At 62.6% G+C, this 26,150-nt stretch carries 28 protein-coding genes; 6 read left to right on the top strand and 22 right to left on the bottom strand.

Annotated features, from left to right (window positions below; genetic code table 11):
* Positions 1–119 precede the first annotated feature (119 nt).
* From recO to rpoE, 9 genes are all read right to left on the bottom strand, one after another.
* Positions 120–830, bottom strand: a complete 711-nt coding sequence (gene recO / locus OKC41_RS05390) for a DNA repair protein RecO (protein ID WP_039040537.1) — start codon at positions 828–830, stop codon at positions 120–122.
* The gene (era, locus tag OKC41_RS05385) at positions 831–1,730 is read right to left on the bottom strand and encodes a GTPase Era (protein ID WP_010675638.1); all 900 of its coding nucleotides are present in this window, start codon (positions 1,728–1,730) and stop codon (positions 831–833) included.
* A gap of 61 nt (positions 1,731–1,791) precedes the next feature.
* Entirely contained in the window at positions 1,792–2,463 is a 672-nt protein-coding gene (rnc, locus tag OKC41_RS05380) for a ribonuclease III (protein WP_010675639.1), read from the bottom strand.
* Positions 2,464–3,387, bottom strand: coding sequence for a signal peptidase I (gene lepB / locus OKC41_RS05375; RefSeq protein ID WP_201894650.1), 924 nt, complete (start codon positions 3,385–3,387; stop codon positions 2,464–2,466).
* A 3-nt stretch (positions 3,388–3,390) separates the two neighbouring features.
* Positions 3,391–5,184: a translation elongation factor 4 gene (gene lepA, locus OKC41_RS05370; RefSeq protein ID WP_010675641.1), complete on the bottom strand. Its 1,794-nt coding sequence runs from the start codon at positions 5,182–5,184 to the stop codon at positions 3,391–3,393.
* 159 nt (positions 5,185–5,343) lie between these two features.
* Positions 5,344–5,805 (bottom strand): SoxR reducing system RseC family protein, encoded by a 462-nt coding sequence (locus OKC41_RS05365; RefSeq protein ID WP_039040538.1) that lies wholly within the window; start codon positions 5,803–5,805, stop codon positions 5,344–5,346.
* A gap of 90 nt (positions 5,806–5,895) precedes the next feature.
* Entirely contained in the window at positions 5,896–6,876 is a 981-nt protein-coding gene (locus OKC41_RS05360; RefSeq protein ID WP_010675643.1) for a MucB/RseB C-terminal domain-containing protein, read from the bottom strand.
* A 21-nt stretch (positions 6,877–6,897) separates the two neighbouring features.
* The gene (locus OKC41_RS05355) at positions 6,898–7,485 is read right to left on the bottom strand and encodes a sigma-E factor negative regulatory protein (protein WP_041211670.1); all 588 of its coding nucleotides are present in this window, start codon (positions 7,483–7,485) and stop codon (positions 6,898–6,900) included.
* 22 nt (positions 7,486–7,507) lie between these two features.
* Complete coding sequence (gene rpoE, locus OKC41_RS05350) at positions 7,508–8,089, bottom strand: RNA polymerase sigma factor RpoE (protein WP_010675645.1); 582 nt, start codon at positions 8,087–8,089, stop codon at positions 7,508–7,510.
* 181 nt (positions 8,090–8,270) lie between these two features.
* On the opposite strand from rpoE, the gene nadB reads away from it, so the two are divergent.
* Positions 8,271–9,878 (top strand): L-aspartate oxidase, encoded by a 1,608-nt coding sequence (gene nadB, locus OKC41_RS05345; RefSeq protein WP_048208412.1) that lies wholly within the window; start codon positions 8,271–8,273, stop codon positions 9,876–9,878.
* A gap of 103 nt (positions 9,879–9,981) precedes the next feature.
* Here the strand turns inward: nadB and OKC41_RS05340 are convergent, their stop codons facing one another.
* Both OKC41_RS05340 and OKC41_RS05335 read right to left on the bottom strand, forming a co-directional pair.
* A complete protein-coding gene (locus tag OKC41_RS05340; protein WP_043154867.1) occupies positions 9,982–10,353 on the bottom strand; it encodes a protein YgfX in 372 nt (123 codons plus the stop codon).
* A 58-nt stretch (positions 10,354–10,411) separates the two neighbouring features.
* Positions 10,412–10,681, bottom strand: a complete 270-nt coding sequence (locus tag OKC41_RS05335) for a succinate dehydrogenase assembly factor 2 (RefSeq protein WP_010675648.1) — start codon at positions 10,679–10,681, stop codon at positions 10,412–10,414.
* A 113-nt stretch (positions 10,682–10,794) separates the two neighbouring features.
* Between OKC41_RS05335 and ygfZ the strand changes: the two genes are divergently transcribed.
* Complete coding sequence (gene ygfZ / locus OKC41_RS05330) at positions 10,795–11,706, top strand: tRNA-modifying protein YgfZ (RefSeq protein ID WP_162726549.1); 912 nt, start codon at positions 10,795–10,797, stop codon at positions 11,704–11,706.
* Positions 11,707–11,713: 7 nt separating this feature from the next.
* Here the strand turns inward: ygfZ and OKC41_RS05325 are convergent, their stop codons facing one another.
* A complete protein-coding gene (locus OKC41_RS05325) occupies positions 11,714–12,595 on the bottom strand; it encodes a LysR family transcriptional regulator (protein ID WP_010675650.1) in 882 nt (293 codons plus the stop codon).
* A gap of 124 nt (positions 12,596–12,719) precedes the next feature.
* On the opposite strand from OKC41_RS05325, the gene OKC41_RS05320 reads away from it, so the two are divergent.
* On the top strand, positions 12,720–13,157 hold the full coding sequence (locus tag OKC41_RS05320) for a PACE efflux transporter (protein WP_201888174.1): 438 nt from the start codon (positions 12,720–12,722) through the stop codon (positions 13,155–13,157).
* Between the two features lie 70 nt (positions 13,158–13,227).
* Here the strand turns inward: OKC41_RS05320 and OKC41_RS05315 are convergent, their stop codons facing one another.
* Positions 13,228–13,569, bottom strand: coding sequence for a hypothetical protein (locus OKC41_RS05315; protein ID WP_010675652.1), 342 nt, complete (start codon positions 13,567–13,569; stop codon positions 13,228–13,230).
* A gap of 183 nt (positions 13,570–13,752) precedes the next feature.
* Between OKC41_RS05315 and cutA the strand changes: the two genes are divergently transcribed.
* The 3 genes from cutA to OKC41_RS05300 all read left to right on the top strand — a co-directional run bounded on the left by cutA (position 13,753) and on the right by OKC41_RS05300 (position 16,395).
* On the top strand, positions 13,753–14,070 hold the full coding sequence (gene cutA / locus OKC41_RS05310) for a divalent-cation tolerance protein CutA (protein WP_010675653.1): 318 nt from the start codon (positions 13,753–13,755) through the stop codon (positions 14,068–14,070).
* A complete protein-coding gene (locus tag OKC41_RS05305; protein ID WP_201894649.1) occupies positions 14,067–15,845 on the top strand; it encodes a protein-disulfide reductase DsbD in 1,779 nt (592 codons plus the stop codon). Before cutA ends, OKC41_RS05305 begins: the two co-directional genes overlap by 4 nt.
* 124 nt (positions 15,846–15,969) lie before the next feature.
* Positions 15,970–16,395: a hypothetical protein gene (locus tag OKC41_RS05300; RefSeq protein WP_039040544.1), complete on the top strand. Its 426-nt coding sequence runs from the start codon at positions 15,970–15,972 to the stop codon at positions 16,393–16,395.
* Positions 16,396–16,413: 18 nt separating this feature from the next.
* Here OKC41_RS05300 and OKC41_RS05295 read toward each other — a convergent pair whose 3' ends face one another.
* From OKC41_RS05295 to OKC41_RS05255, 9 genes are all read right to left on the bottom strand, one after another.
* Entirely contained in the window at positions 16,414–17,715 is a 1,302-nt protein-coding gene (locus OKC41_RS05295) for an FAD-binding oxidoreductase (RefSeq protein ID WP_201894648.1), read from the bottom strand.
* A gap of 153 nt (positions 17,716–17,868) precedes the next feature.
* On the bottom strand, positions 17,869–18,948 hold the full coding sequence (gene fbaA / locus OKC41_RS05290; protein WP_010675658.1) for a class II fructose-bisphosphate aldolase: 1,080 nt from the start codon (positions 18,946–18,948) through the stop codon (positions 17,869–17,871).
* A gap of 115 nt (positions 18,949–19,063) precedes the next feature.
* Positions 19,064–20,227, bottom strand: a complete 1,164-nt coding sequence (locus OKC41_RS05285; protein ID WP_010675659.1) for a phosphoglycerate kinase — start codon at positions 20,225–20,227, stop codon at positions 19,064–19,066.
* A gap of 66 nt (positions 20,228–20,293) precedes the next feature.
* Positions 20,294–21,304 carry an erythrose-4-phosphate dehydrogenase gene (gene epd / locus OKC41_RS05280; protein WP_010675660.1) on the bottom strand — a complete coding sequence of 337 codons (1,011 nt, stop codon included), beginning with the start codon at positions 21,302–21,304 and terminating at the stop codon, positions 20,294–20,296.
* Positions 21,305–21,354: 50 nt separating this feature from the next.
* The gene (locus OKC41_RS05275) at positions 21,355–22,284 is read right to left on the bottom strand and encodes an ROK family protein (protein ID WP_010675661.1); all 930 of its coding nucleotides are present in this window, start codon (positions 22,282–22,284) and stop codon (positions 21,355–21,357) included.
* Between the two features lie 152 nt (positions 22,285–22,436).
* Positions 22,437–23,504 (bottom strand): uroporphyrinogen decarboxylase, encoded by a 1,068-nt coding sequence (hemE, locus tag OKC41_RS05270; protein ID WP_010675662.1) that lies wholly within the window; start codon positions 23,502–23,504, stop codon positions 22,437–22,439.
* A 139-nt stretch (positions 23,505–23,643) separates the two neighbouring features.
* On the bottom strand, positions 23,644–24,423 hold the full coding sequence (nudC, locus tag OKC41_RS05265; RefSeq protein WP_039040550.1) for an NAD(+) diphosphatase: 780 nt from the start codon (positions 24,421–24,423) through the stop codon (positions 23,644–23,646).
* Positions 24,424–24,588: 165 nt separating this feature from the next.
* Complete coding sequence (locus OKC41_RS05260) at positions 24,589–25,194, bottom strand: TIGR04211 family SH3 domain-containing protein (RefSeq protein ID WP_010675664.1); 606 nt, start codon at positions 25,192–25,194, stop codon at positions 24,589–24,591.
* Positions 25,195–25,346: 152 nt separating this feature from the next.
* Positions 25,347–26,099: a potassium channel family protein gene (locus OKC41_RS05255; RefSeq protein WP_029314808.1), complete on the bottom strand. Its 753-nt coding sequence runs from the start codon at positions 26,097–26,099 to the stop codon at positions 25,347–25,349.
* Positions 26,100–26,150 lie beyond the last annotated feature (51 nt).

Below are 26,150 nucleotides of genomic sequence, written 5' to 3'. Positions count from 1 at the left end.
GCGGGTGGTGCCCACTCCTCTGTCCATGTGCCGCCGCAGGCCGGTTCTGGCCACGGCGACAGCATTATTGTTCATGAAAGGCGATGTCATAAACACAAAACATCACCAGATAATAAAAATCAGCTTGAAACACTGCCTTTTCGCTTCAAAAAGAGCTCCCTGCTCTTCAGTTGACGCTTGCCGAGATAGGGCTGCAGCGCCAGCCGGCTGAAACGCTTGGCCGCCTGCAGCAAGGGAGGCGTGTCGAAACGCCCTTCGGCGAAGGCCAGCAGGTGGGCGCCGAGGAACAGGGTACGGGGATCCGGCGCCCGCTCGCAAGCGACAAAGCCGAGCTCCCGCTCGAAGCCGTAGAGCAGGGTAGGGTCGATGGGGGAGTCGTCGTCCGCGGCATATTCGAAGTCCACCGCGTAGCCCAGGGCCTGCAGCAGCAGGAACTCGAAGCGGCGCAGGGGCAGCTCCGGGGTCTCGCCGTCCGCCAGGGCCATGATGGCACGGGCATAGGCGTCGAACACCTCGGGGAAGGGGGTGTGCGCTTCCAGCAGGTAGTAGACCAGCTCGTTGAGATAGAGGCCGTAGAAGAGACGATCCCCGCCGAGGCGCAACGAGTGATCCGGGCACTCCACCTGGGTGAGGTTCTTGAGATCCCCCTTGCCGCGCCAGGCAATGGTGAGCAGGGTGAAGGGCTGAAGCAGCCCCTTCAGAGAGGAGCGTGGCCCGCGGGAACCGCGAGCCACCAGGGTGAATCGACCGCTATCCTGGGTGAAGACCTCGACCAGCTGGCTGGTCTCCCGATAGGGCCGACTGTGGATGACGAAAGCCGGGGTCAGCAATCAGTCGTCGCCATACCCGAGGCTGCGCAGGGCCCGCTCGTCGTCGGCCCAGCCGGACTTGACCTTGACCCACAGCTCGAGATGCACCTTGTTCTGGAACAGCCGTTCCATGTCGATGCGCGCCTCTGTGCCGATGGTCTTGATCTTCTCGCCCTTGTTACCGATGACCATCTTTTTCTGGCCTTCGCGCTCCACCAGGATGAGCCCGTGGATGTGGTAGAGACCGTTTTCCTCGACCTTGAAGCGCTCGATCTCCACTGTCACCGAATAGGGCAGCTCCTCGCCGGTGAAGCGCATCAGCTTCTCGCGGATGATCTCGGAGGCCATGAAGCGGGAAGAGCGGTCGGTCACGTAATCTTCCGGGAAGAAATGGACGTTCTCCGGCAGCAGATCCTTGGCCCACTCGCGGATCTTCTCCACGTTGGTGCCCTTCTCGGCACTGATGGGCAGGATGTGGGCAAAGTTCATCTGCTGACCCAGCCACTCGAGGTGCGGCAGCAGATCCTCTTTCTCCTTGACGTTGTCGATCTTGTTGACCGCCAGCACCACGGGGCACTTGAGGTGGCGCAGCTTGCCCAGCACCATCTCGTCATCCTTGGTCCAGTGGGTGCCGTCCACCACGAACACCACCATGGCCACGTCCCCCAGGGAACTGGTGGCGGCGCGGTTCATCAGGCGGTTGATGGCCCGCTTCTCCTCGATGTGCAGACCCGGGGTATCCACATAGATGGTCTGATGGTTCTCCTCGGTGTCGATCCCCAGGATCCGGTGACGGGTAGTCTGGGGCTTCTTCGAGGTGATGCTGACCTTCTGGCCGAGCAACTTGTTGAGCAGGGTGGACTTGCCCACGTTGGGGCGGCCCACGATGGCGACAAAGCCGCAATAGGTGGTATCTGTCATGACCGCGTTCCCAATGCTGATGGAGTGAAAAGAGCGCACTGTGCCGGATCCGTCATGGTGCTCATGACAGCCGTTCCAGTGCTTGCTGCGCCGCGGCCTGTTCGGCCTTGCGGCGGCTGGAGCCGATCCCGACCAGGGGGCCATCCAGCCCATCCACTTCGCACTGGACGGTGAACTCCTGGTTGTGGGCCTCGCCCTTGACGTTGGTCACCGTGTAGGTCGGCAGGGATTTGCGGCTGCCCTGCAGGATCTCTTGCAGACGGGTCTTGGGATCCTTCTGTTCGATCCCGGGCTTGATCTCGCCAAGGCGGCTGGCATACCAGCCGAGCAGGAGGCTGCGCACCCGCTCCAGATCCGTGTCCAGATAGATGGCGCCGATCACCGCCTCGACGGTGTCGGCCAGGATGGACTCGCGGCGAAAACCGCCGCTTTTCAGCTCCCCCGGCCCCAGGATCAGGTGATCCCCGAGGTCGAACTCCCGGCCCAGCTCGGCCAGCGTCTTCTCGCGCACCAGGGTGGCGCGCATCCGGCTGAGATCCCCTTCCGCCGCCTGCGGGAAGCGGTGGAAGAGGTCATCGGCAATCACCAGACTCAGGATGGAGTCCCCCAGAAATTCCAGGCGCTCGTTGTGACGGGACCCTGCGCTGCGATGGGTCAGTGCCCGGGTCAGCAGCTCAGGATCCTGAAAGACATGCCCGAGACGGGACTGCAGTCTGTTCATCTTGATATTCATTTACTTGATTCCGCCAATGCGGTTGAAGCGCACACCGGTCGGCACCCAGCTCGGCAAGCTGGACCCTTCCTCGCGCTCGAATTCGAAACTGATCCAGATGGCGACCGCCTTGCCCACCAGGTTCTGCTCGGGCACGAAGCCCCAGAAACGGCTGTCGGTGCTGTTGTCGCGGTTGTCACCCATCACGAAATAGTGGCCTTCCGGCACCACCCACTCGTCGGGGTAGGTGCCGGGCTGGCGATAGTAGCGGTCCACCAGGTCCGGCATCAGCGGGTTGCGCAAGGTCTCGTGGGAGACATCGCCCAGCTGTTCGGTGTAGCGATCCAGCGGGATCCCCATCTGGCTGAACTCGCCGCGCTGCTCGAACTTGACGTCCAGCTTCTGGAAGCCGGGGCACGTTTTCCCTTCCAGCTCATCGCACTTTGGCCGGATCATCAGCTCCTTGTTGCGATAGATGACCCGATCGCCGGGCATGCCGACCACCCGCTTGATGTAGTCCACCCGGGTATCCAGCGGATACTTGAAGACCACCACATCACCGCGCTTCGGCTCACCGGTCTCGAGGAACTTGGTGTTGGTCACCGGGTCCTTGAGGCCGTAGGCAAACTTCTCCACCAGGATGAAGTCGCCCACCAGCAGGGTCGGCATCATGGAGCCGGACGGGATCTGGAACGGCTCGAAGATGAAGGAGCGCAGGATCAGCACCAGCGCGATCACCGGGAAAACCCCGCCGGTCTGTTCGATCCAGACCGGCATGGGGGCCACCTTGGCCAGTGTCTTCTCGTCCACATCCGGACCGGCATTGGCACGGGCGGCGGCAATCTTGGCCGCCCGCTGCTTGGCCCAGACCAGCTTGTCGAGCGTCCATATGATGCCGGTCAGCAGGGTGACGACGACGAGGATCAGGGAAAAGGTGCTTGCCATCGATTAATCCTTTCCGACGTGGAGAATGGCGAGGAAGGCCTCTTGCGGCACGTCCACACGGCCCAGAGACTTCATCCGCTTCTTGCCTTCTTTCTGCTTGTTCAACAGCTTCTTCTTCCGGCTCACGTCACCACCGTAGCACTTGGCGGTGACGTCTTTACGCAATGCCTTGACGGTGCTGCGGGCGATGATCTGGTTGCCGATGGCGGCCTGGATGGCGATGTCGAACATCTGGCGCGGGATCAGCTCGCGCATCTTCTCCACCACCTGGCGACCGCGATACTGGGCGTTCTCCTTGTGGGTGATGATGGCCAGGGCGTCGACCCGCTCGCCGTTGATCATGATGTCCAGACGGACCATGTCGGAGGTTTCGAAACGCTTGAAGCCGTAGTCCAGGGAGGCGTAGCCGCGACTGGTGGACTTCAGACGGTCGAAGAAGTCGAGCACCACTTCCGCCATCGGGATCTCGTAGGTCAGCGCCACCTGCTTGCCGTGGTAGACCATGTTGGTCTGTACGCCGCGCTTCTCGATGCAGAGGGTGATGACGTTGCCCATGTACTCCTGCGGCAGCAGGATGTGACACTCGGCGATGGGCTCGCGCATCTCCTTGATGTTGTTGATGGCGGGCATCTGGGCCGGGCTGTCGATGTGGATGGTGGAGCCATCGTTCAGCTCGATCTCGTAGACCACGGTCGGTGCGGTGGTGATGAGATCCAGATCGTATTCACGCTCCAGACGCTCCTGGATGATCTCCATGTGCAGCATCCCGAGGAAGCCGCAGCGGAAGCCGAAGCCCAGCGCCGTGGAGCTCTCCGGTTCGTAGAACAGGGAGGCGTCGTTGAGGGAGAGCTTCTCCAGCGCATCGCGGAAGGACTCGTAGTCATCGCTGGAGATGGGGAACAGGCCCGCATAGACCTGGGGCTTCACCTTCTTGAAGCCGGCCAGCGCCTTCTCGGCACCGTGCTTGGCCAGGGTCAGGGTATCCCCCACCGGCGCACCGTGGATGTCCTTGATGCCGCAAACGACCCAACCTACCTCGCCACAACCCAGGCCGTCGGTGTCCACCTGCTTCGGCGTGAAGATACCGATGCGATCCACACCCCACACCTGACCGGTGCTCATCACCTTGATCTTGTCGTTCTTCTTCAGGGAACCGTTCTTGATCCGCACGAGCGACACGACCCCGAGGTAGGAGTCGAACCAGGAGTCGATGATCAGCGCCTGCAGCGGCGCCTCCGGATCCCCTTCCGGGGACGGGATCTTGGCGACGATCTCTTCCAGCACCAGATCGACACCGAGGCCGGTCTTGGCGGAGCAGCGCACCGCGTCCACCGCATCGATGCCGACGATATCCTCGATCTCCTCGGCAACCCGCTCGGGCTCTGCGGCCGGCAGGTCAATCTTGTTCAGCACCGGCACCACTTCCAGATCCATTTCCATGGCGGTGTAGCAGTTGGCCAGAGTCTGTGCCTCAACCCCCTGACCGGCATCCACCACCAGCAGTGCCCCTTCACAGGCAGCCAGGGAGCGAGAAACCTCGTAGGAGAAATCCACGTGGCCCGGGGTGTCGATAAAGTTCAGCTGATAGGTGTTACCGTCTTGTGCCTGGTAGTTCAGGGTCACACTCTGTGCCTTGATGGTAATGCCGCGCTCGCGCTCCAGATCCATGGAGTCCAGCACCTGGGCCTGCATCTCGCGATCGGACAGGCCGCCGCAAGTCTGGATCAAACGGTCCGACAGGGTCGACTTACCGTGGTCGATGTGCGCAATAATCGAAAAGTTACGAATGTGTTTCATCGAGCAAGAATCACTCAAAATTAAGTTAGGGTCGGATATGAGGGCAGGATTTTACTGGATAACCCGGTCGACGGCCAATCTTTAGTCGGCGGGCCCCACAAATAGCGCCTTGTCTGGCGGGCGTTGGGCACCTGGATGCCCTCCGCCAGACCCGGCTCCTCAAGAGAGATGACGGGTATTGAGCACCACCCCGAGCATGCGGGGACCGTATTCCCCCTGCTCGAGCCGGTCAGAAAAGTAACGAACCAGTAAAAATCCGATGGCGCCGCCCAGCAGACAGCAGAGGATGGTCACCCCCTCTCCCGCCGACAAGAGCGGCACCAGCCAGAGCTGGCCGAGCAGGGCGCCCAGCAGCAGACAGAAGAGCGGCAGCACGTACACCAGAGCCGCACCGCGCAGGATGCTGGCCTGAGGGATGCCCAGGCGGATCTGCTGGCCCACCGCCACATCGCCGGTGAGGGCGACCCGCAGCCGCTGCGCCTTCATGGGAAAGGCCTTGGCGACGGTGCCGGTCCCGCAGCTGGATTGTTGGTGGCAACCGCTGCAGGCGGATCGCCGCTCGCACTCCACCCAGGCGTGATTGCCGTCGATGGCCACTACTGTGGCCAGCTCTTCACTCATGTTACTCACCTGATGACTCCTCACAGGGGGCGGTGGATGCTCCGGATCTCAACACGGCGGCACCCTCAGGGCAAGTCTCACGGCAAAGACTCACTGCACCGCCTCGTTGCGGGCCAGGGGCTGCACTGCCTCGGCGATGCGCTTGGCGGTTTCGGCGGGCACCTCGCCCACCACGGTGATCTCCACCCCGACCTCGTTGACGAAGCTCACCAGCGAGGTAGCCCCCTGGCGAATCAACTGCTGGCGCACCGCCTGCTTGGGATCGACCCGGGAGACGTAGACGGAGAGATCCACCAGCCCGTCGGAGAGCATCATGTAATCCACCGGCAGACTGGTGCTGACCAGCTGATGCCGATCCTGAGAGAGCACCTTGAAGCCATCGGGCAACCAGGTCAAGTGCCAGTTGAGGGTCTGCTGGGGAGCGGGATAGGCATCTTCCAGCGCCAGCGCATCCGGCAGCTTGCTGCGTGCCAGGGTGACCAGCCAGGGGGCCGGCGCAGATTGCCTGTCCAGATCCACCCCCAGCACCTGCTCCACCAGATTGCCTTCTCGATCCACCATGTCCACCCGCAGCAGCAGATGGCTCTGTTCGTCAATCCAGAGCACGAAGCCGTACTTGTCCGCCTCCTTGGGCACCAGCCGTACCACTTGTGCCACCAGGCCGGCCACCCGGCTGCGGCCCGCCAGCACGGGGTCATAACTCTCCATCACCCGGGGCAGCGGCATCCTCACCAGGCTCGACCAGACCCCGGGGAAACGCGCCCCCTTGAGGGTGTAGGGTTCATGGGTGTTTTCGAAGAAGGTGTATTCGTTCTGGCGTTGCAGGAACTCCACCGCCTTGCCGTCGAGATAGCTCAGGTGAGCCACCTCCTTGCCATCGATGATCCCGTGGCTGAAACGGATAGGCTCGAGGCGCCCCTGGCGGGCCTTGACCATGGACAATTCGAAGTTTTGTTGCGAAACGGCACTCTGCATCTGCTGCAACAAGGCCTCGGCCGACAGATCGTCGGCCGAGGCCTTGGCACAAATCAACAGGAGAGAGGCCAGCAGGATACGGCTGGACTGGCGCACGATCTGATCCCTAAAAATGCGTTATTCCTGAATCTGCTTGTCTTGCAGCAGACGCTGTTGCAGTTGATGGTCGCGCAGGAAGGCATTGATGCGCTCGCGCTGCTCCTGCATCTGCTGCTCGCTCAGACCTTGCTGACGCACACCGGTCCGGCTGCCATCCTGGGGATAGTGCACGCTCACCGGTGCAGCACTGCCACCCACGGGTATGGTATTGAGCACCGGGCTGGTCGGCACACCATCCTTGCCCTGGTACTGCTGCACGCCGAAGATGACGGCGGCAGCCACGGAGGCGGCAATGGCATACTGCCCCACTTGCTGGCCAAAGCGGCGAACGAAGGGGATCACCTTGCCGGCGGGCTGCACCTGGGGCGCAGCAGGCTGTGCCGGCTTGGGCGCCAGTATGGCGGGTTCATCCTCCAGCGCCAGCATGATGCTGTCGCTGAGATCCAGTTGCAGATTGACCGGCAGGTCACCCCGCATGGCATCACCGATCAGATGGTAACGCGACCAGGTATCCTGCAGAGCGGGATCCGTTCCCAGCTCGTTCAGTACCTCGATTTCGCTGAGGTCGCCATCCATCAGGGCTGAAAGTTGCTCTTTATTTGCCATAAGTTTGCCTGTCTTTCCCCAGTTAATGCTCGATCAGAGGTTGCAGCTTTTTATCGATTGCTTCCCTCGCCCGGAAGATGCGGGATCTCACCGTACCCACCGGGCAATCCATGATCTCCGCAATCTCCTCGTAGCTCAGCCCTTCCATTTCACGAAGGGTGATCGCCGTTCTCAAATCTTCTGGCAAGGCTTCTATGGCGGTAAACACGGTGCGCTTGATCTCGTCGGTCAGCGCCAGGTTTTCCGGGGTGGCCACCTCTTGCAGGGCTTCACCACCACCATAATATTCAGCCTCGTCCGCTTCGACATCACTGCTGGGCGGTCTGCGCCCCTGTGACGTCAGGTAGTTTTTGGCCGTGTTGACGGCGATCCGGTACAACCAGGTATAAAACGCGCTCTCGCCACGGAATGTCGGCAACGCACGGTAGGCCTTGATGAATGCCTCCTGCGCCACATCCGGTACATCGCCCGGATTGTTGACATACCTGGCCACCAGGTTGACCACCTTGTGCTGGTACTTGCGTACCAACAGGTTGAATGCATTTTTATCGCCACGCTGGACCCGTTCAACCAGCTGTTCGTCCAGTAGATTCTGGTCGCTCATCAGAGCCGTAAAACCCCCATCAGGTTATCGTTTTTCTTTTCCGGCCCCTTCTAAGCGCACAAGTTCAGACAGGAGGAATCAGGGAAAGTTCGCTTGCATTGAAAAAAATGTGATGCGGGCTGCATCACAACCCCCCTTGGGCTACCATGGGGCCAGTTCTTAATCCAGGCCAATGATACTTATGAAAGCAAGTGTTGAATACCTTTGCGACGTACTCATCATTGGCAGCGGTGCCGCCGGTCTGTCCCTCGCGTTGCGATTGGCAGACCAGGCCAAAGTCCTGGTTCTGAGCAAGGGGCCCATCAGTGAGGGGGCCACTCTCTATGCGCAAGGAGGCATCGCTGCCGTGTTCGACGAGACCGACAGCATCGAATCCCACGTGAGCGACACGCTCAACGCCGGCGCCGGGTTGTGCGACCCGGCGGTGGTGGAGTTCACCGCCCGCAACGCCCGCGACTCCATCCAGTGGCTCATTCAGCAAGGGGTCCCCTTCGATCAGGAAGAGGATGCCGAGGGGGAATCCCACTATCACCTGACCCGGGAAGGGGGCCACAGCCATCGCCGCATCTTCCACGCGGCCGACGCCACCGGCAAGGCGGTGCAGCTCACCCTGATCGACCAGGTGCGCGCCCACCCCAACATCCAGCTGATGGAGCGCTTCAACGCGGTCGATCTCATCACCACCCGCAAGTTGGGTCTGCCGGGCAACAAGGTACTGGGAGCCTATGTCTGGAATCGCAACGCCGAGCAGGTCGAGGTGATCCGCGCCCGCTTCGTGGCGCTGGCCACCGGCGGGGCCTCCAAGGTGTACCAGTACACCTCCAACCCGGACGTGAGCTCTGGCGACGGCATCGCCATGGCATGGCGGGCCGGCTGCCGGGTGGCAAATCTGGAGTTCAACCAGTTCCACCCCACCAGCCTGTTCCACCCGGACGACCCCAACTTCCTGCTGACCGAGGCCCTGCGCGGCGAAGGGGCCTACCTGCGCCGTCCCGACGGCAGCCGCTTCATGCCGGAGTTTGACGAGCGGGCCGAGCTGGCCCCGCGGGACATCGTCGCCCGCGCCATCGACCACGAGATGAAGCGCCTCGGGGCGGATTGCATGTATCTGGACATCAGCCACAAGCCGGCGGATTTCATCATCAAGCACTTCCCGACCATTTATGAGCGCTGCCTCGCGGTCGGTATCGACATCACCAAGGAGGCGATGCCCATCGTCCCGGCGGCCCACTACACCTGTGGCGGCGTGATGATCGACAACAACGGTCAGACCGACATCCCCGGCCTCTACGCCATCGGCGAGGTGACCTACACCGGGTTGCACGGCGCCAATCGCATGGCCTCCAACTCCCTGCTGGAATGCGTGGTCTATGCCCACCAGGCGGGAGCCGACATCCTGGCCAAGCTGCCCACCAGCGTGGCGCCCCCCAGCCTGCCGGCCTGGGACGAGAGCCAGGTGGATGACTCGGACGAGCAGGTGGTGATCCAGCACAACTGGCACGAACTGCGGCTGATGATGTGGGACTACGTGGGCATAGTGCGCACCAACAAGCGCCTGGCCCGGGCCAAGCGTCGCATCGATCTGCTCAAGCAGGAGGTGCAGGAGTACTACGCCAACTTCCGGGTCTCCAACAACCTGCTGGAGCTGCGCAACCTGTTGCAGGTGGCCGAGCTCATCGTCAACTGCGCCCTGGAGCGCAAGGAGTCTCGCGGTCTGCACTACAACCTGGATTATCCGGACATGCAGCCGGACTCCAAGCCGACCGTGCTGACCCCGGATCGGGAATAAGGCCGTTGCGTTCGATTCGGGCGTATGCCCTCCCCCAGATGACCCCGCCCAGGCGGGGTCATCTGCTATGAGCGGCAGATGTAGCAGGTAGAGAGAGACGCCCCTAGCGGACAGCGAGGTGGATGGCGCGGGCCAGGGCGCGGTAGTGTGCAGGGGCCAGGGCATCGGAGAAGAGCCAGAGCTGCCCCTCGGAGCCCTCCACCGTCTTCAGCCGCAACCAGAGCACCCCGGGCAGGATGCGGCTGCGAGGATCCAGCCGATGGCGCGCCCCTTGCCACTCGAGCCACTCCCCATCCCAGACGAGCACGCCGCTCGCCGCCGGATGGCGGCGCAACGCGCGCCACAGACTCAGCCCCCAGACAGGGAGGAACAGCCCCCATTGCCAGCCCTGGATCAGGCTGGCGACGGGCAAGAGCAGCAACAGAAACAGGATGCACAGCAGCAGACGCTGCTGGCGGGAGGCGATCACGGGCATCACTACCCGCTGGGAAGACGCGAGGCTGGCCATGAGGGGTGGCGGTCGCGAGTCGGGCTCAGCGCAGGCTGTCGTGACGGGCCTGGTTGCGCTCGAGGATCAGGGGGATCATGGCGGCAAAAGCGGGATCCTCGGGCACGCCGTGACCCATGCACCAGCGGAACAGCTCGGGATCCTCGCACTCCAGCAGGCGGATGAAGGTGCGCTGTTCGGCCTCGCCGAGGCCATCGAACTCGTGCTCAAAGAAGGGCATAAAGATCACATCCAGCTCGAGCATGCCGCGACGGCAGGCCCACTTCAGGCGGGACTTCTCACTTGGGTTCAACATGGAACTCTCCTTACAAAGACCGGGGAATGGTAGCAGCAGGATTTTCCGGCTGACAAACATTCCTTACGTCTTTACCATGCAGGTCACATACTTTCTGTCTCTGGAATCCCATCGTGAGCCTGCCGACCCCTCTTCTTCCTGCCGAGCCGACCCTGTTTTCCCTGACCAATCTGGCCATCACCCGCCTCGGCGGCCCGGATCGCGCCAAGTATCTGCAAGGTCAGGTCACCTGCGACGTCAACGCCCTTCAACCGGGCCAGAGCACCCTCGGCGGCCACTGCGATCCCAAGGGCAAGCTGTGGAGCGATTTTCGCCTGCTCTGCCTGGAAGACAGCCTGCTGATGCTGACCAAGCCCTCGGTGCTGGCCCGCCAGCTGCCGGAGCTCAAGAAGTTTGCGATCTTTGCCAAGGTCGAGATCGGCGAGTTTCAGGGCAGCCTGACCGGACTGGCCGGTCAGGGGACGGACGACTGGATGGCACAGCACTTCGCGCTGACCGGCACCGGTCTGGTGGAGGGCGGCATGGCAGTCAGGGTGGAGGCGGACCGCTGGCTGCTGGCGAGCACATCCCCGCAGGCCCTGAACCTGCCGGTGGGCGACGAAGAACTCTGGTGGGGGCTGGAAATCAAAGCCGGTCTCCCCCATCTGGAAGCGGTCCATCAGGGGGAATACATCCCCCAGATGCTGAACCTGCAAGCCCTTGATGGCATCAGCTTCAACAAGGGCTGCTACATGGGGCAAGAGACAGTGGCGCGCGCCAAGTATCGCGGCGCCAACAACCGCGCCCTCTTCGTGCTGAGCGGCACTGCCGCAACGCAGGTGGCCAGCGGTGACACCCTGGAGATCCAGCTCGGTGACAACTGGCGCCGCAGCGGTCTGGTGCTCAACGCCTGGCAGCAGCAAGGTCAGGTGTGGCTCACCGCCGTGCTGCCCAAGGACACCGAGGCCGACGCCCGCTTCCGCCTCAAGCTGGAAGAGGGCTCCAGCCTCGGTCTGCAACCCCTGCCCTATGCGTTGATCGACTGAATCCCCCCTAGCGAGGCACCCGCGCCAGCAGTGCCTCCTGCAACCAGCGCCCCGCCTGCCCGAGCGGGCGGGCGCGATACCACTGCAACTCCAGCGCCAGTTCTGCCTCGGCGATGAAGTCCGGCTTGAGCACCACCAGCTCCCCCCGCGCCAGGGGCCGGTGCAGCAGAAACTCGGGCACCGCCGCCCATCCCAGCCCCAGTTTCACCAGCTCCAGGATCCCGAGATCCCCCTCCACCCACCACACTTGCGCCGAGAGGCGGAAGCGATGGCGCTCCGTCCCCTCCCGCCGTCCGGTCACCATCAACTGGCGAGCCCCTTGCAGGTCGCTCTCCTTCAACGGCGTCTTGTGGGCCAGGGGGTGATCCGGAGAGACCACCAGGGGCATGGTGACCGTCCCCAGGGAGCGGGAGACCAGCTCCCGCTCGGGGTGCGCCTTCTGGTAGCTGATGCCGAGCTGGGCACGGCCGCTCTTGAGCAGCTCGGTCACGTCTTCCATCAGCGGAAACAGCAGCTCCAGCTCCACCGCCGGGTAACGGCTGGCGAACTCCTCCAGCAGGGAACCAAGCCAGGGCAGGTGGGAGTCATCGTCGATGGCCAGGGTGAGGCGCGACTCGACACCGTTGGCCAGCTCGCCGGCGATGGCCTGCAGTCGCTCGCTCTGGGCCAGCAGCACCCCCGCCTCCTGACAGATGCGGGCCCCCGCCTCGGTCAGCACGGGATAGCGGCCGCTGCGATCGAACAGCGCAAGGCCGAGATCGATCTCCAGGTTGGCGATGGCGGCACTCACCACCGACTGAGCCTTGCCCAGCCTGCGCGCCGCCGCCGAGAACGACCCGGTCTCGGCCGTCGCCAGCAATGCCTTGAAGTGTTCCAGTGAAGGGGTCATGAGCCTGCTCCGCCGTGCTGTTGTGTCGTCACATCTATCTATTTTAGCGATAGATACCAACGTGAATCTATCCGGTTTTGGCGATACATTGCCGCCATTCCCTGACCAAAGAGAGAGACAGACCATGCGTACGACCCGTGACCGCCTGCGCCACGCCATCGGCTTCGAATTGATTGGCCTGCTGATCGCCGCCCCGCTGGCCAGCTGGGTGACCGGCGTCGGGCTCAACCACATGGGCCCCCTGGCCCTGTTCTTCTCGGTGGTCGCCACCGTCTGGAACTATGTCTACAACATCGGGGTGGACAAGCTGCTGCTGCGCTATCAGGGCCACACCCACAAGGCGCTGTGGCAGCGGGTGCTGCACACCCTGGGGTTCGAGGGGGGCCTGCTGATCGTGGCCCTGCCGGTGATGTCCTGGTGGCTCGACATCGGCCTGCTGGAGGCGCTGGTGCTGGATATGGGCTTCGTGCTCTTCTACCTGGTCTATGCCTTCGTCTACAACTGGAGTTACGACAAGGTGTTCCCCATTCCCATGGGACAGGTGCAGAAGGTGCTGGGATAAGCGATTCGAGGGGTAAGGGCGAGGCACCATCATGCGATGGCATGATGGTGCTGAAGAGGGCCTCGCGGGGTCAGGCCTGTGCCTTGACCTCTTCCGGCGGGGTATCGTCCTGCCTGGTTTCCTGGCGCATCATGGCTTCGAGGTCGCTCTGGTACTGGTTCAGCATGCGCTGGGCCGCCACCATGTCCCCCTTGTGCAGGCGTTCGAACAGATGATGCTGCACCACGCCGTTGAGGTACTCCACCGTGATGGGTTGCTCCAACGCCGACAACAGCTCCTCTTTTTCCAGCTCCGCATTGATCTCGTCGACACTGGTACGCAGCAGACCGGCCAGTTGCACCAGCATGCGGCGCTCCCCTTCACGCAACAGGCTCAACATGCGGTTTCTCTGCTGCTCATTCTGTTGGGTCATACATTTCCTTACGTAGAATTGGAACAAGCCCGCTCATTCTGCCCTGTCCTTTTCACAGCGTCCATCTCGGGCGCATGACTTATTCCGGGTGCGGGGGGCCGGGTGCTATTTGCCCCCCGGCCCGGTATAGTAACGGCTGATCCAGGGGGCCCGTGCGCCCCGTTGCCGAGACCGTCCATCCCTATGACCGATGCCATTCTGGTGCTCTGCACCTGCCCCGACGAGACCAGTGCAGACCGCCTCTGCGAGCAGCTGCTCGACCAGCGCCTCGCCGCCTGCATCAACCAGCTGCCCGGGGTCACCTCCGTCTATCGCTGGCAGGGCAAGACGGAGCGAACCCGGGAGATCCAGCTCGTCATCAAGAGTCGGGCCGCGCTGTTCGAACCCCTGCGCCAGTGCATTCTCGCCCACCATCCCTACGAGGTACCGGAGATCCTGGCGCTCCCCGCAAGCCAGGGCCACCCTGCCTATCTCGACTGGTTGACACAGGAGACCTCATGACCGCCTCTCACCCCCTCTCCTTCCTGCTGATGCTGCTGGGCCTGCTCTGCGTCCTGACGACGGCCCCCGCCCGGGCCAGCAGCCAGGATCTGCTCGGCAGCCTCGGCATCGAGACCCAGCCCAGATTCCTCAAGGTGGATCAGGCCTTCGCCCTCGAGAGCGAACAACAGGGTGATCGGCTGCTGCTCCGGATACGCATCGCCGACGGCTACTACCTCTATCGCCACAGTATCCGTGTGAAGGGAGAGAACCTCGCCTTCGACGAGCCCGTCCTGCCCCCCGGCACCGAGCACGAGGATGACTTCTTCGGCAAGAGCCGGGTCTATTACCAGGAGGTGCAGATCCCCGTGGCACTGACCCGGGTCGGGGACGCGGCCAGCCTCACCCTGAGTTACCAGGGCTGCACCGAGGGACTCTGCTACCCACCCACCGACAAGCGGATCGCCGTCGAGCCCCTCGCCGCCCCCGCCCGGGCGGAAGCGTCGGCCAGCCTTCAGGGCACCGACGTGCCTGGCAGCCAGCAGGACAGGCTGGCGGCCGCCCTCGGCAGCCAGGGGTTCTGGATCAGCGTCGCCGCCTTCTTCGCCCTGGGTCTCGGCCTCGCCTTCACCCCCTGCGTCTTCCCCATGTATCCCATCCTGACCGGGATCATCGCCGGGGCCGGGCATCGCCTCTCCACCCGTCGCGCCTTCCTGCTCTCCTTCGTCTATGTGCAGGGGATGGCGGTCACCTATACCCTGCTCGGGCTCGTCGTCGCCTCGGCGGGCCTGCAATTCCAGGCGGCTCTGCAGCACCCCTATGTGCTCATCGGCCTCTCGGTGATGTTCGTGCTGCTCGCCCTCTCCATGTTCGGGCTCTACACCCTGCAACTGCCGAGCAGCCTGCAAACCCATCTCTCGGGCTTCTCCAACCGCCAGCAGGGCGGATCCGTGGCCGGCGTCGCCATCATGGGCATGATCTCGGGACTGGTCTGCTCCCCCTGCACCACGGCGCCGCTCTCCGGGGCCCTCATCTACGTGGCCCAGAGTGGCGACCTCTGGCTCGGCGGTGCGGCCCTCTATGCCCTCTCCCTGGGCATGGGGCTGCCGCTGCTCTTGCTCGGCACCTCTGGCGGCAAGCTGCTGCCCAAGGCCGGCGCCTGGATGGATGTGATCAAGCAACTCTTCGGTTTTGCGCTGCTGGCGGTACCCATCCTGCTGCTCTCAAGGCTCCTGAGCGACCTCGTCGCCACCCTGCTCTGGCTCGGCTGGGGGCTGGTGCTGTGCGGTTATCTCTATCACCACAACCAGCATCGCGCCCATTCGGTGGGCAAGAGCCTCGGCAGCTTCGTTCTGCTGCTGGGGATGATGGGTCTGGTGGTGGTGGGCAAGGATCTGCTGCTGCCGCCCGAGGGGGCCAATGCCGCCGCCCAGACCCAGGCCCCCCGCTTCATCCGCATCAAGACCTTGGACGATCTCAAGGTGCAGCTTGTCGCCGCCCGCGGCAAGCCGGTGCTGCTGGATCTCTACGCCGACTGGTGCGTGGCCTGCAAGGAGTTCGAGCACAAGACCTTCAGCGACCCCGATGTACAGGCGCGCTTCAGCGAGATGGTGCTGCTGCAGGCGGACGTCACCGCCAACGACGACGCCGACGTGGATCTGCTCAACGGCCTCAACGTGCTGGGATTGCCGACCCTCATCTTCTTCGATCGCGATGGCAACGAGGTGAACGGCCAGCGGGTGACCGGCTTCATGGGGCCTGTCGAATTTCTCGGCCAGCTGGACAAGCTGCGCTGATACCGGGTGGCCCGTGCAACCGTGTGGGCCCCCGGTTTGACCGCCATTTTTCCGGCAATCCCTTGTATATGACCGACGCCGTGGCAGAATTTGCCCTTTCCCGTCTCGTTCGTCCGGAGTTTTGATGAAAAAGTGGTTCATCCCCCTGCTGGCCCTCTGGCTTTATGGCTGCAACGCAGGTCCCGGTGAAGAGACCATCCAGAGCCAGGTCACCGCCAGGTTGCAGGCGGGCACGGATGCTGACCTGTTCGACATCCGCGACTTCGCCGTGCTCGGCAAGGAGGAGCGGATGGAGGGGGTCTATCTGGTCAAGGTGAGCTACCAGCTCCACTTCAAGCAGGGACTGGATCAGTTGCAGGTGCTGCACGACGAGGATCTCGTCTATGACAGGGTCGGCCCCTTCCAGCAGGAGATGGGGCTGATGGAGCTCGAGCGCAAATATGGCGACTTCGAGGCAGGCCAGGCCCTGGCGCAGGAGACCCAGGTCTGGATGATGAAGACGGAGCAGGGCTGGCGCCTGGCCGAGCCAGACGCGACGCAGCAGGGATAATCCCGAGCCCCCTTCCCCCTAGAGCAGATCCTTCAGCCGATACCAGAGCATCCCGAGCGCCAGCAACGGAGAGCGCAGCGCCGGGCCGCCCGGGAAGGTCATGTGGGGGACGCGGCTGAAGAGATCGAAGCCCCGGCTCTCCCCCTTGATCGCCTCCGCCACCAGCTTGCCCGCCATGTGGGTGGCATTGAGGCCATGGCCCGAATAGGCCTGGGCATAGAAGACGTTGGGATGCTGCTCGAGGCGGCCTATCTGGGGCAGCCGGTTGGCGCCTATGCCTATCATGCCCCCCCACTGGAACTCGATGGCGGTACCCGCGAGCTCGGGGAAGACCCGCAACAGCTTGGGCAGCATGAAGGCCTTGATGTCGCGGGGGTCACGGCCCGAGTAGTTGCAGGCACCGCCAAACAGCAGGCGACCGTCCGCCGACAGCCGATAGTAGTCGAGCGCCACGTTCTGATCGCACACCGCCATGTTCTGTGGCAGCAAGCGCTGGCGCAGGCGCTTCTCCAGCACCTGGGTGGCGAGAATGTAGGAGCCCGCCGGCAGCACCTTGCCCCCGAGATCGGGCTGGAGGTCGCCCAGGTAAGCGTTGCAGCCGATCACCAGGTAGTCCGCGCTGACCCGGCCGTGGGCCGTGGTCACCTCGACCCGCTCGCCGTAATCGATGTGGATCACCCTTGAGTGTTCGAACAGGGAGACCCCGAGACTGGCTGCCGCACGCGCTTCGCCGAGGGCCAGGTTGAGAGGATGCAGGTGGCCGGAGCCCATGTCGATCATCCCGCCGATATAGCGATCCGATCCGACCACGGTGTGCATCTCCTCCCGTGCCACCATTTTCAGTGTGTGCCGGTAACCCAGGCTCGCCAGGTGCTCGGCATCCTCCTCGAACCCCTTCAGGTGGCGCGCCTTGGTGGCGAGATCGCAATAGCCCCAGGTCAGATCGCACTCGATGTTGAAACGCTCGACCCGCTCGCGCACCAGCTGCACCGCTTCGATCCCCATCAGATCCAGTTCCCGCACGCCCGCCTCGCCAATCCAGCGGGCGAACTGGCTGGTATCGTGGCCGATGCCGCGGATCAGCTGGCCGCCGTTGCGTCCCGACGCTCCCCAGCCAATGCGGTTGGCCTCCAGCAGCACCACCTTGTAACCGGCATCGGCCAGATTGATGGCGGTGTTGAGGCCGGTGAAACCGCCACCGATGACGCAGACGTCCGCATCCAGCTCACCACTGAGCTCGGGCCACTGCCGATGGTCGTTGCGAGTGGCCGCGTAATAGGAGGCCGTGTGTTCCTGATGTCCCTGTCTTCCTGTCTGCATGCTCAGCATCCTGCCTGGTTGCATTCGTTTACTAAATTAAACGGGTGTCATCGATAATACCCAGCCCCCCATCCCCAATCCAGCCCGTCAGGATCACAGAAATGCAAAAGGCGCCCCGAAGGGCGCCTTTTCATGCAATCAAGGTGCTGCGAATTACAGTACGTCGATGGCGTTCAGGTCGGAGAAGGCCTTCTCCAGACGTGCGATCATGGAAGTCTGACCGGCACGCAGCCATACGCGCGGATCGTAGAACTTCTTGTTCGGCTTGTCGGCACCTTCCGGGTTGCCCAGCTGGCCTTGCAGGTAGGCTTCGTTGGACTTGTAGAAGTTCAGCACGCCTTCCCAGGTCGCCCACTGGGTGTCGGTGTCGATGTTCATCTTCACCACACCGTAGGAGATGGATTCGCGGATCTCTTCCAGGGTAGAGCCGGAGCCACCGTGGAACACGAAGTCCAGGGACTTGGCAGGCAGACCGAACTTCTCGGAGACGTACTTCTGGGAGTTGTCCAGGATCTTCGGAGTCAGCTTGACGTTACCCGGCTTGTACACACCGTGCACGTTGCCGAAGGAGGCAGCGATGGTGAAGCGCGGGCTGATCTTGGACAGACGCTCGTAGGCGTAGGCCACGTCTTCCGGCTGGGTGTACAGGGAGGATTGGTCCAGATGGCTGTTGTCCACGCCGTCTTCTTCACCGCCGGTGCAGCCCAGTTCCAGTTCCAGAGTCATGTTCATCTTGGCCATGCGAGTCAGGTACTCGCAGCAGATGTCGATGTTCTCTTCCAGAGACTCTTCGGACAGATCCAGCATGTGGGAGGAGAACAGCGGCTTGCCGGTTTCGGCGAAGTGCTTCTCGCCCGCGTCCAGCAGACCGTCGATCCACGGCAGCAGCTTCTTGGCGGCGTGGTCGGTGTGCAGGATCACCGGTACACCGTAGGCTTCGGCAACGGCGTGCACGTGCTTGGCACCGGAGATGGCACCCAGGATGGCAGCTTGCTGGCCTTCCAGCTTCAGACCCTTACCGGCGGTGAACACGGCACCACCGTTGGAGAACTGTACGATAACCGGGGCTTTGACCTTGGCAGCAGCTTCCAGCACGGCGTTCACGGAGTCGGTACCGACGCAGTTGACGGCCGGCAGAGCGAAGCCGTTTTCCTTGGCGATGGCGAACACTTTCTGAACGTCATCACCAGTGATCACGCCGGGTTTTACGAAGTCGAAAATTTTCTTAGACATGTTTAATCGTCCTGTCTCGTATGCCGTTAATAAAAAGTGGGGGGTTCATCATGAACCGGCACAGCGGCCACATGATAAACGAAACGGGAGGCTTTTGCCCCCCGTCCCGGGTCAATTAGGCTTTGGCGCGCTCTTCGAGAATCGCGACAGCCGGCAGTACCTTGCCTTCTACGAACTCCAGGAAGGCGCCGCCGCCGGTGGAGATGTAGGAGACCTTGTCGGCGATGCCGAACTTGTCGATGGCAGCCAGGGTGTCACCACCGCCAGCGATGGAGAAGGCCGGGGAAGCGGCGATGGCTTCGGCGATCACCTTGGTGCCTTCAGCGAACTGGTCGAACTCGAACACACCGACCGGGCCGTTCCACAGGATGGTCTTGGCGTTCATGATGATGTCGGCCAGGGCCTTGGCGGAATCCGGACCGATGTCGAAGATCATGTCGCCGTCAGTCACGTCGGACACGGACTTGATGGTGGCCGGGGTGGATTCGGAGAATTCGCTACCCACAACCACGTCGGTGGTCACCGGAATGTTGGTTTCGGCAGCCAGTTTCTTGGCGGTGTCGATCAGATCGTGCTCGCACAGGGACTTGCCGACGTTGTGACCGGCAGCAGCGATGAAGGTGTTGGCGATGCCACCACCGACCACCAGCTGGTCAGCGATCTTGGAGAGGGATTCGAGTACGGTCAGCTTGGTGGAGACCTTGGAGCCACCCACGATGGCAACCATGGGGCGCTCGGGCTTCAGCATGGCTTTGCCCAGGGCTTCCAGTTCACCAGCCAGCAGGGGGCCTGCACAGGCAACCGGCGCGAACTGGGCCACACCGTAGGTAGAACCTTCGGCGCGGTGAGCAGTACCGAACGCATCCATTACAAAGACGTCACACAGGGCGGCGTATTTTTTGGCCAGATCGATGGTGTTCTTCTTCTCGCCTTTGTTGAAGCGGCAGTTTTCCAGCACAACCAGCTCACCGGCGGCGACGTCTACGCCATCCAGGTAGTCTTTGGCCAGACGAACCGGGCAGGACAGTGCGTCTTTCAGATAGTTGACAACCGGAGCCAGGGAGAATTCTTCGTTGTATTCACCCTCGGTCGGACGACCCAGGTGGGAGGTGATCATCAGCTTGGCGCCCTTTTCCAGAGCCAGCTTGATGGTCGGCAGAGTCGCAACGATACGTGCATCGGAAGTGACCTTGCCGTCTTTTACCGGCACGTTCAGGTCAGCACGGATCAGAACGCGTTTGCCCGCCAGATCCAGGTCGGTCATCTTGATAACAGACATATTCAGTCCTCTATATATTTTCAGGTAATGTTAAAAAAACAGTAACCTTGCGCCCGGTGCAGACTTTCAGCCTGCGGCCATCATGGCCCGGGTGGTATCCAGCATGCGGTTGGCGAAGCCCCATTCGTTATCGCACCACATCAACATCTTGACGAGGTTGGCATCGCTGACCCGGGTCTGGGTACCATCAATGATGCAGGAGTGTGCATCATGATTAAAGTCTACGGAGACCAGTGGCTCTTCCGTGTAGTCCAGAATACCGTGTAATGTACCTCTGGATGCCCGTTGCAGGGCTTGATTTACGTCACTAACTGTCACTTTTTTACGAACAGTAATGCTCAGATCCATGGCGGTTACATTGATGGTGGGTACCCGCACCGCGATCGCCTCGAACTTGCCGGCGAAGTGGGGAAGGATACGTTCCAACCCCTTTGCCAGCTTGGTGTCCACCGGGATGATGGACTGGCTGGCTGCCCGGGTTCTGCGCAAGTCGCCGTGATAGGCATCGATGACTTGCTGATCGTGCATGGCCGAATGAATTGTCGTAATAGTACCACAATTTATCTCGAATTCTCGATGCAATGTTTCGATAACGGGGACCACGCAGTTGGTAGTGCAGGAGGCGTTGGAGACGATCCGCTCCCGCCCGGTCAGCACCTGGTGGTTGACCCCGTAGACGATGGTGGCGTCCACATCCGCATCCGCCGGATGGGAGAAGAGCACCTTGCCCGCTCCCGCTCCCAGATGCAGCTCGGCATCGGCCCGAGAGCCGAACACCCCGGTGCAGTCCAGCACCACGTCCACCCCCAGCGCCCGCCAGGGCAGCCTGGACGGATCCTTCTCGGCAAACAGGGCGATGAGATCCTCCCCCACCTGCATGCTGTTGCCCGCCAGTTGCACCGGATAGCGGAACCGGCCGTGGCTGGTGTCGAAGCGGGTCAGGTGCACCATGGCCTCGGGGGCCGCCAGCTCGTTGATGGCCACTATCTTGATGGTCTTGTCGCGGCCGCTCTCGTAGAGGGCCCGCAGCACGTTGCGGCCGATGCGGCCATAGCCGTTGATGGCAATCTTGATCATGGAAACGTTGTGTCCTTAGCTGCGACAAAGGGATGGGAGGAAGGGGCGACTCACGAGAGCAGTGCCTCGCGAAAGACGCCGCGGGCCAGCAGTGCGGCACCGAATACCCCGGCGCTGTCCCCCAGGGCCGGCGCTATCATGGGGGTGGCGAAACGGGGGTTGAACAGGAAGGGCAATACCGTTTCGCGCCCGGCGCGATAGAGGCTCTGCACATTGCCCACGCCGCCACCGATCACGATGACGTCCGGATCGAGAATATTGATCACGTTGGCGAGGGCCTGGCCGAACAGCAGGTGCAACCTGTCCATGGTGAGCCTGGCGACATGATCATGGGCACTGGCCGCAGCAATCTGGGCGAGCGAGAGACGGCGTTTGGTCCTGGCCTCGTACCAGGCCTCCAGCGCCGGGCCGCTGATGAGGGTTTCGACGCAGCCGCGCTTGCCGCAGTAGCACTCTGGCCCCTCCGGCAACAGGACGTTGTGCCCCCACTCCCCGGCGATGCCATGGTGACCGTTGAGGATCTGGCCGTTGATGACGATGCCGGCCCCGACCCCGGTGCCCATGATGATGCCGAACACCACTTTTGCATCGGGATGATGCTGGCGCACCGCCCCCAGATGGGTTTCCGCCAGGGCGAAACAGTTGGCGTCGTTGGCGATGAGCACGGGGACGCCCAGCCTGCGCTCCAGATCTTCCTTGAGCGGCTTGCCGTTGAACTCGGTGGTGTTGCTGTTTTTCAGCAGCCCGGTCTGGGGGTCCCGGGCCCCCGGCGTCCCCATGCCGATGAGTGCAGGACGCTGACCGAGTTTGGCGGCACACTCGTCCACCAGTTTGGCGATCTGGCCCAGCATGTGCTGGTAGCCGCCGTGCCGTTCAGTGGGAATGCGGTGGCGCAGCAACACCTCGTCGCCATCGAGCACCACGCACTCGCACTTGGTCCCGCCAAGGTCGATGCCCCAATCCCACGCCCGCTTCTCCATCCAGCCTCCTGCCCTTCAACGACCCCATCCCGACCACCACGGCCAACATGGGGGGTGCAGTGTAACCCGAGCCGCGACCAGGATGCAGCCCCCTGTGTCACGGACAGCAAAACGGGGCCCGCAGGCCCCGTTCATCACGCTGTATGCCGCCCTCAGCGACCGTGGTACCGGGCGGAGAGCTCATGCACCGCGTTGACGAACACGCCAGCATGTTCCGGGTCCACATCCTGATGGATGCCGTGCCCCAGGTTGAAGACATGGCCGTTGCCATGACCGAAACCGGCCAGAATGGTGGCGACCTCTTCGCGGATCCGCTCCGGGGTGGCGTAGAGCATGGAGGGATCCATGTTGCCCTGCAGCGCCACCTTGTCGCCCACCCGGCGTTTGGCGTCCGCGATGTCGGTGGTCCAGTCCAGCCCCAACGCATCGCAGCCGGTGGCGGCGATCTGCTCCAGCCACTGGCCGCCGTTCTTGGTGAACAGGGTGACCGGCACACGGCGGCCCTCATGTTCACGGATCAGGCCATCGACGATCTTGTGCATGTACTGCAGGGAGAAGTCGCGGTAATCCCGCGGGGTGAGCACGCCGCCCCAGGTATCGAACACCATGACCGCCTGGGCACCCGCCCTGATCTGGGCGTTGAGATAGCTAATCACGCTGTCCGCCAGCTTGTCGAGCAGCAGGTGCAGGGTCTGCGGCTCTGCATACATCATCTGCTTGATCTTGGTGAACGCCTTGGAGCTGCCCCCCTCCACCATGTAGGTGGCCAGGGTCCAGGGGCTGCCGGAGAAGCCGATGAGCGGCACGTCGCCCTTGAGCTCGCGGCGGATGGTGCGCACCGCATTCATCACGTAGCCGAGCTCGTCTTCCGGATCCGGGATGGGCAGGGCCTGCACGTCGGCCATGGAGGTGATCGGGCGCTCGAAGCGCGGGCCTTCCCCGTGTTCGAAGTAGAGGCCCAGCCCCATGGCATCGGGCACGGTCAGAATGTCGGAGAAGAGGATGGCGGCATCGAGTGGATAGCGGCGCAGGGGCTGCAAGGTGACTTCACAGGCCAGCTCGGCGTTGCGACACAGGGACATGAAATCCCCCGCAACGGCGCGGGTCGCCTTGTATTCCGGCAGATAACGGCCAGCCTGACGCATCATCCATACCGGGGTCATGTCCACTTCCTGGCGCAGCAGGGCACGCAGGTATCGATCGTTTTTCAGCTCTTTCATCCCAGTTCCTGAGTCATGTCACGCATAAAATGGCGGACATGATACCACTTTGTGCAAGGCTGAGGGCGACCCTGACGCCGCACATCGCCGCAGGAGTGCAAAGATGTGAGGGGGCGCATACAAGCGCCCCCGTTTTCCCTCAACGCGCCTCGGCGAGGCACTGTTCGATGAGCCGACGCGCTATGGTGCCATGAGGGGGCAAGCGCGGCAGCCGGTCAGCCTCAAAAAAGCCTGCCGCCACCAGTTCGTCATCCTGCACCCGGATCTCGCCGCTCTCGTAGTCGGCGGTGAAGCCCATCATCAGGCTGTGGGGGAAGGGCCAGGGCTGGCTCGCCACGTAACGCACATTGGTCACCCGGATGCCGCTCTCCTCGAACACCTCCCGCGCCACGCACTGCTCCAGATTCTCCCCTGCCTCCACGAAGCCGGCCAGCACGGTATACATGGGATCATCCGCCTGATAGTGACGGCGGTGGGCTGCCAGCAAGATGGCCGGCCCCTTGCGCACAGCGACGATGATGCAGGGGGAGATGCGCGGATAGACGACATGGCCATGATGACACCCCTGGGCCCACTCCCCTTCCCTCGGGGTCATGGGGGCGCCGCACTCACCGCAGAAACGATGGGTACGGCGAAAAGTGGCGAGCTGCCAGGCCCGTCCTGCGAGGCGAAAGCCCTCTTCGTCCCCCGCCACCATGAGCTGGCGCAGCGGGGCCATGGCCCCGGTCTCCGCCTCCGCCCCCAGATCCAGCAGATGGCAAGGCAGGCCGTCCCACTCGTCGAAGCGCTCGAAGGGGGCTGTGTGCAGATGGGTGGGCAAAACGGCGCGGGCCCCTTGTGGAATACGCCCCTGTTCATCCAGCAGGACGAGGTGATCGCCCCCCAGCACGAACCAGAAGGCCTGTTCAGTTGATGACATATGATGAAGGCTCTTGTTGAGAATGCGCGCGGCACAGGATCGTTCGCCTCATCTTACGAGCGGGAAGGGCCGATGGCGACCCCCGACATGGCCCTCTTCTCGCCAGACACACCATGAAAAAAGGTCGCCTCTGGCGACCTTTCATCCTGTTGACCACCGGGGCGATCAGTTCATCCAGCGCTCGCTGCTCTTGCGACGGCGCGGGAGCATGGGCAGGAGGATCCCGAGCAGGATGCCGCCCCCCACCATGGCACCACCGCGGATGAACCAGTCCATCTGCATGTCGTGCTCACGGTTGTCATAGCTCTGGGTCAGGGCGTCGTTCTGTTCCTTGAGGCTGCTCATCTCGGCGCTCTGGCTGTCCAGACGGGCTTTGAGGCTGGCGATCTCCTTGCTCTGCTCGGCGATCTTGCCATCCTTCTCGGCGAAGCGTTTCTCGTTGTCGCCATTGAGGTTCAGCAGACGGGCCTTGGCTTCGTCCAGCTCTTTCTGAACCTGGGGAAGGCGTTCACGCAGGCTGATCTCCCCCTGCAGCTCGCTGTTCTTGATCCAGCCCTCGCGGCCACGACCGTCCACCACCTGGGTGAATCCGGCCTCCTGGTTCACCGCCTTGACCTCCAGCGGCTCACCGGCCTTGACGCTGCCGAGGATCCGGTACTGGGTACCCGGACCGTTGTGGATATAGGTAAAGATGTTGTCTGAAACATAGCGGGTATCGGCCAGTGCCTGTTGGGCACACAAGCAGATCAGGATCCCGAGAAGGGCGCGCATGGTCGATCGATTCTCTTCGTTGGATTAGGTTGCAGGCCGAATGTTAAGCCGCCTGCGGGTCAAAGGACAAGCAAAGAAAAGCGCCATCTCCCCGAGTGAGAGCTGTCTCGCAGCGCCGCCGGTTTACGACGCGACCATTCCAGACGTCGTACCTACTTCTGTTTCAGCGCCTGCACCTCGGCGCGCAGGGCCTTGAGCTCTTTGAGCAGTTGCGCCTGCTGCTCGCTCTGTTGGCGTCGCCACACAGCCGTGTCGTCGTTGGTCTTGCCGGGATGGACGAACAGGCTGGCCATGAAGCCGCTGAGGGCGCCAAACAACCCCACACCAAAGAGGATCAGCAGGCTGGCGACGAAGCGCCCCTCCTCCGTCTTGGGCACCAGATCCCCGTACCCCACGGTAGAGAGGGTCACCAGCGTCCACCAGAAGGCATCGTAAGGAGTCTGGATCTGGCTGCCGGGTTGCCCCGTTTCCAGCCAGTACATGACGCCGGAGCCGACCCCCAGCAACAGGAAGAAGAGGAAGAGAATGCCGGAGAGGGTGGTTTCGTTGCGTTCACGACGGAACATGGCCAGCAGATCCGGTCTGTCCCGGAGCAACTGGTAGACCCGCCACAGCTGGATGAGCCGCGCCCAGCGCAGTTGTTCCACCATGGGCAGGCTGCCGGGCAGATAGAACCAGTTGCTCTTGAAGAAGGCCATCCTGTCGGAGGCGCGCGCCCAGCCATAGGCGAAGTGAGCGAGGAAGAAGTAGCAGATCAGACTGTCGACATCATAAAAGAGCTGCAGGGTCTGGGGGCTCAGTTCACCGTGCCCCAGCCAGCGAGCAGCCACCAGGCAGACCGAAATCACGGAGAGAAACCCCATCAGCAGATCCATGGTACGCAAATGAGTTAAGTGATGTCGCATACATTTTCCAACTTTAAGCACGGTGCAAATTAATAAAAAGGAAGATAATGC

This window comes from Aeromonas sp. QDB17, from assembly GCF_027705305.1.
In the GTDB taxonomy this organism is placed as follows: domain Bacteria; phylum Pseudomonadota; class Gammaproteobacteria; order Enterobacterales; family Aeromonadaceae; genus Aeromonas; species Aeromonas caviae.
Note: the sequence above shows the minus strand (reverse complement) of the source record. Positions and strands in the feature narration are given on the sequence as shown.

Coding starts and splice junctions, on each gene's coding strand:
- era (WP_010675638.1), bottom strand. CDS start 1,730: ATGACAGATACCACCTATTGCGGCTTTGTCGCCATCGTGGGCCGCCCC.
- rnc (WP_010675639.1), bottom strand. CDS start 2,463: ATGAATATCAAGATGAACAGACTGCAGTCCCGTCTCGGGCATGTCTTT.
- lepB (WP_201894650.1), bottom strand. CDS start 3,387: ATGGCAAGCACCTTTTCCCTGATCCTCGTCGTCGTCACCCTGCTGACC.
- lepA (WP_010675641.1), bottom strand. CDS start 5,184: ATGAAACACATTCGTAACTTTTCGATTATTGCGCACATCGACCACGGT.
- OKC41_RS05365 (WP_039040538.1), bottom strand. CDS start 5,805: ATGAGTGAAGAGCTGGCCACAGTAGTGGCCATCGACGGCAATCACGCC.
- OKC41_RS05355 (WP_041211670.1), bottom strand. CDS start 7,485: ATGGCAAATAAAGAGCAACTTTCAGCCCTGATGGATGGCGACCTCAGC.
- rpoE (WP_010675645.1), bottom strand. CDS start 8,089: ATGAGCGACCAGAATCTACTGGACGAACAGCTGGTTGAACGGGTCCAG.
- nadB (WP_048208412.1), top strand. CDS start 8,271: ATGAAAGCAAGTGTTGAATACCTTTGCGACGTACTCATCATTGGCAGC.
- OKC41_RS05340 (WP_043154867.1), bottom strand. CDS start 10,353: ATGCCCGTGATCGCCTCCCGCCAGCAGCGTCTGCTGCTGTGCATCCTG.
- OKC41_RS05335 (WP_010675648.1), bottom strand. CDS start 10,681: ATGTTGAACCCAAGTGAGAAGTCCCGCCTGAAGTGGGCCTGCCGTCGC.
- OKC41_RS05325 (WP_010675650.1), bottom strand. CDS start 12,595: ATGACCCCTTCACTGGAACACTTCAAGGCATTGCTGGCGACGGCCGAG.
- OKC41_RS05320 (WP_201888174.1), top strand. CDS start 12,720: ATGCGTACGACCCGTGACCGCCTGCGCCACGCCATCGGCTTCGAATTG.
- OKC41_RS05315 (WP_010675652.1), bottom strand. CDS start 13,569: ATGACCCAACAGAATGAGCAGCAGAGAAACCGCATGTTGAGCCTGTTG.
- cutA (WP_010675653.1), top strand. CDS start 13,753: ATGACCGATGCCATTCTGGTGCTCTGCACCTGCCCCGACGAGACCAGT.
- OKC41_RS05305 (WP_201894649.1), top strand. CDS start 14,067: ATGACCGCCTCTCACCCCCTCTCCTTCCTGCTGATGCTGCTGGGCCTG.
- OKC41_RS05300 (WP_039040544.1), top strand. CDS start 15,970: ATGAAAAAGTGGTTCATCCCCCTGCTGGCCCTCTGGCTTTATGGCTGC.
- OKC41_RS05295 (WP_201894648.1), bottom strand. CDS start 17,715: ATGCAGACAGGAAGACAGGGACATCAGGAACACACGGCCTCCTATTAC.
- fbaA (WP_010675658.1), bottom strand. CDS start 18,948: ATGTCTAAGAAAATTTTCGACTTCGTAAAACCCGGCGTGATCACTGGT.
- OKC41_RS05285 (WP_010675659.1), bottom strand. CDS start 20,227: ATGTCTGTTATCAAGATGACCGACCTGGATCTGGCGGGCAAACGCGTT.
- epd (WP_010675660.1), bottom strand. CDS start 21,304: ATGATCAAGATTGCCATCAACGGCTATGGCCGCATCGGCCGCAACGTG.
- OKC41_RS05275 (WP_010675661.1), bottom strand. CDS start 22,284: ATGGAGAAGCGGGCGTGGGATTGGGGCATCGACCTTGGCGGGACCAAG.
- hemE (WP_010675662.1), bottom strand. CDS start 23,504: ATGAAAGAGCTGAAAAACGATCGATACCTGCGTGCCCTGCTGCGCCAG.
- nudC (WP_039040550.1), bottom strand. CDS start 24,423: ATGTCATCAACTGAACAGGCCTTCTGGTTCGTGCTGGGGGGCGATCAC.
- OKC41_RS05260 (WP_010675664.1), bottom strand. CDS start 25,194: ATGCGCGCCCTTCTCGGGATCCTGATCTGCTTGTGTGCCCAACAGGCA.
- OKC41_RS05255 (WP_029314808.1), bottom strand. CDS start 26,099: ATGCGACATCACTTAACTCATTTGCGTACCATGGATCTGCTGATGGGG.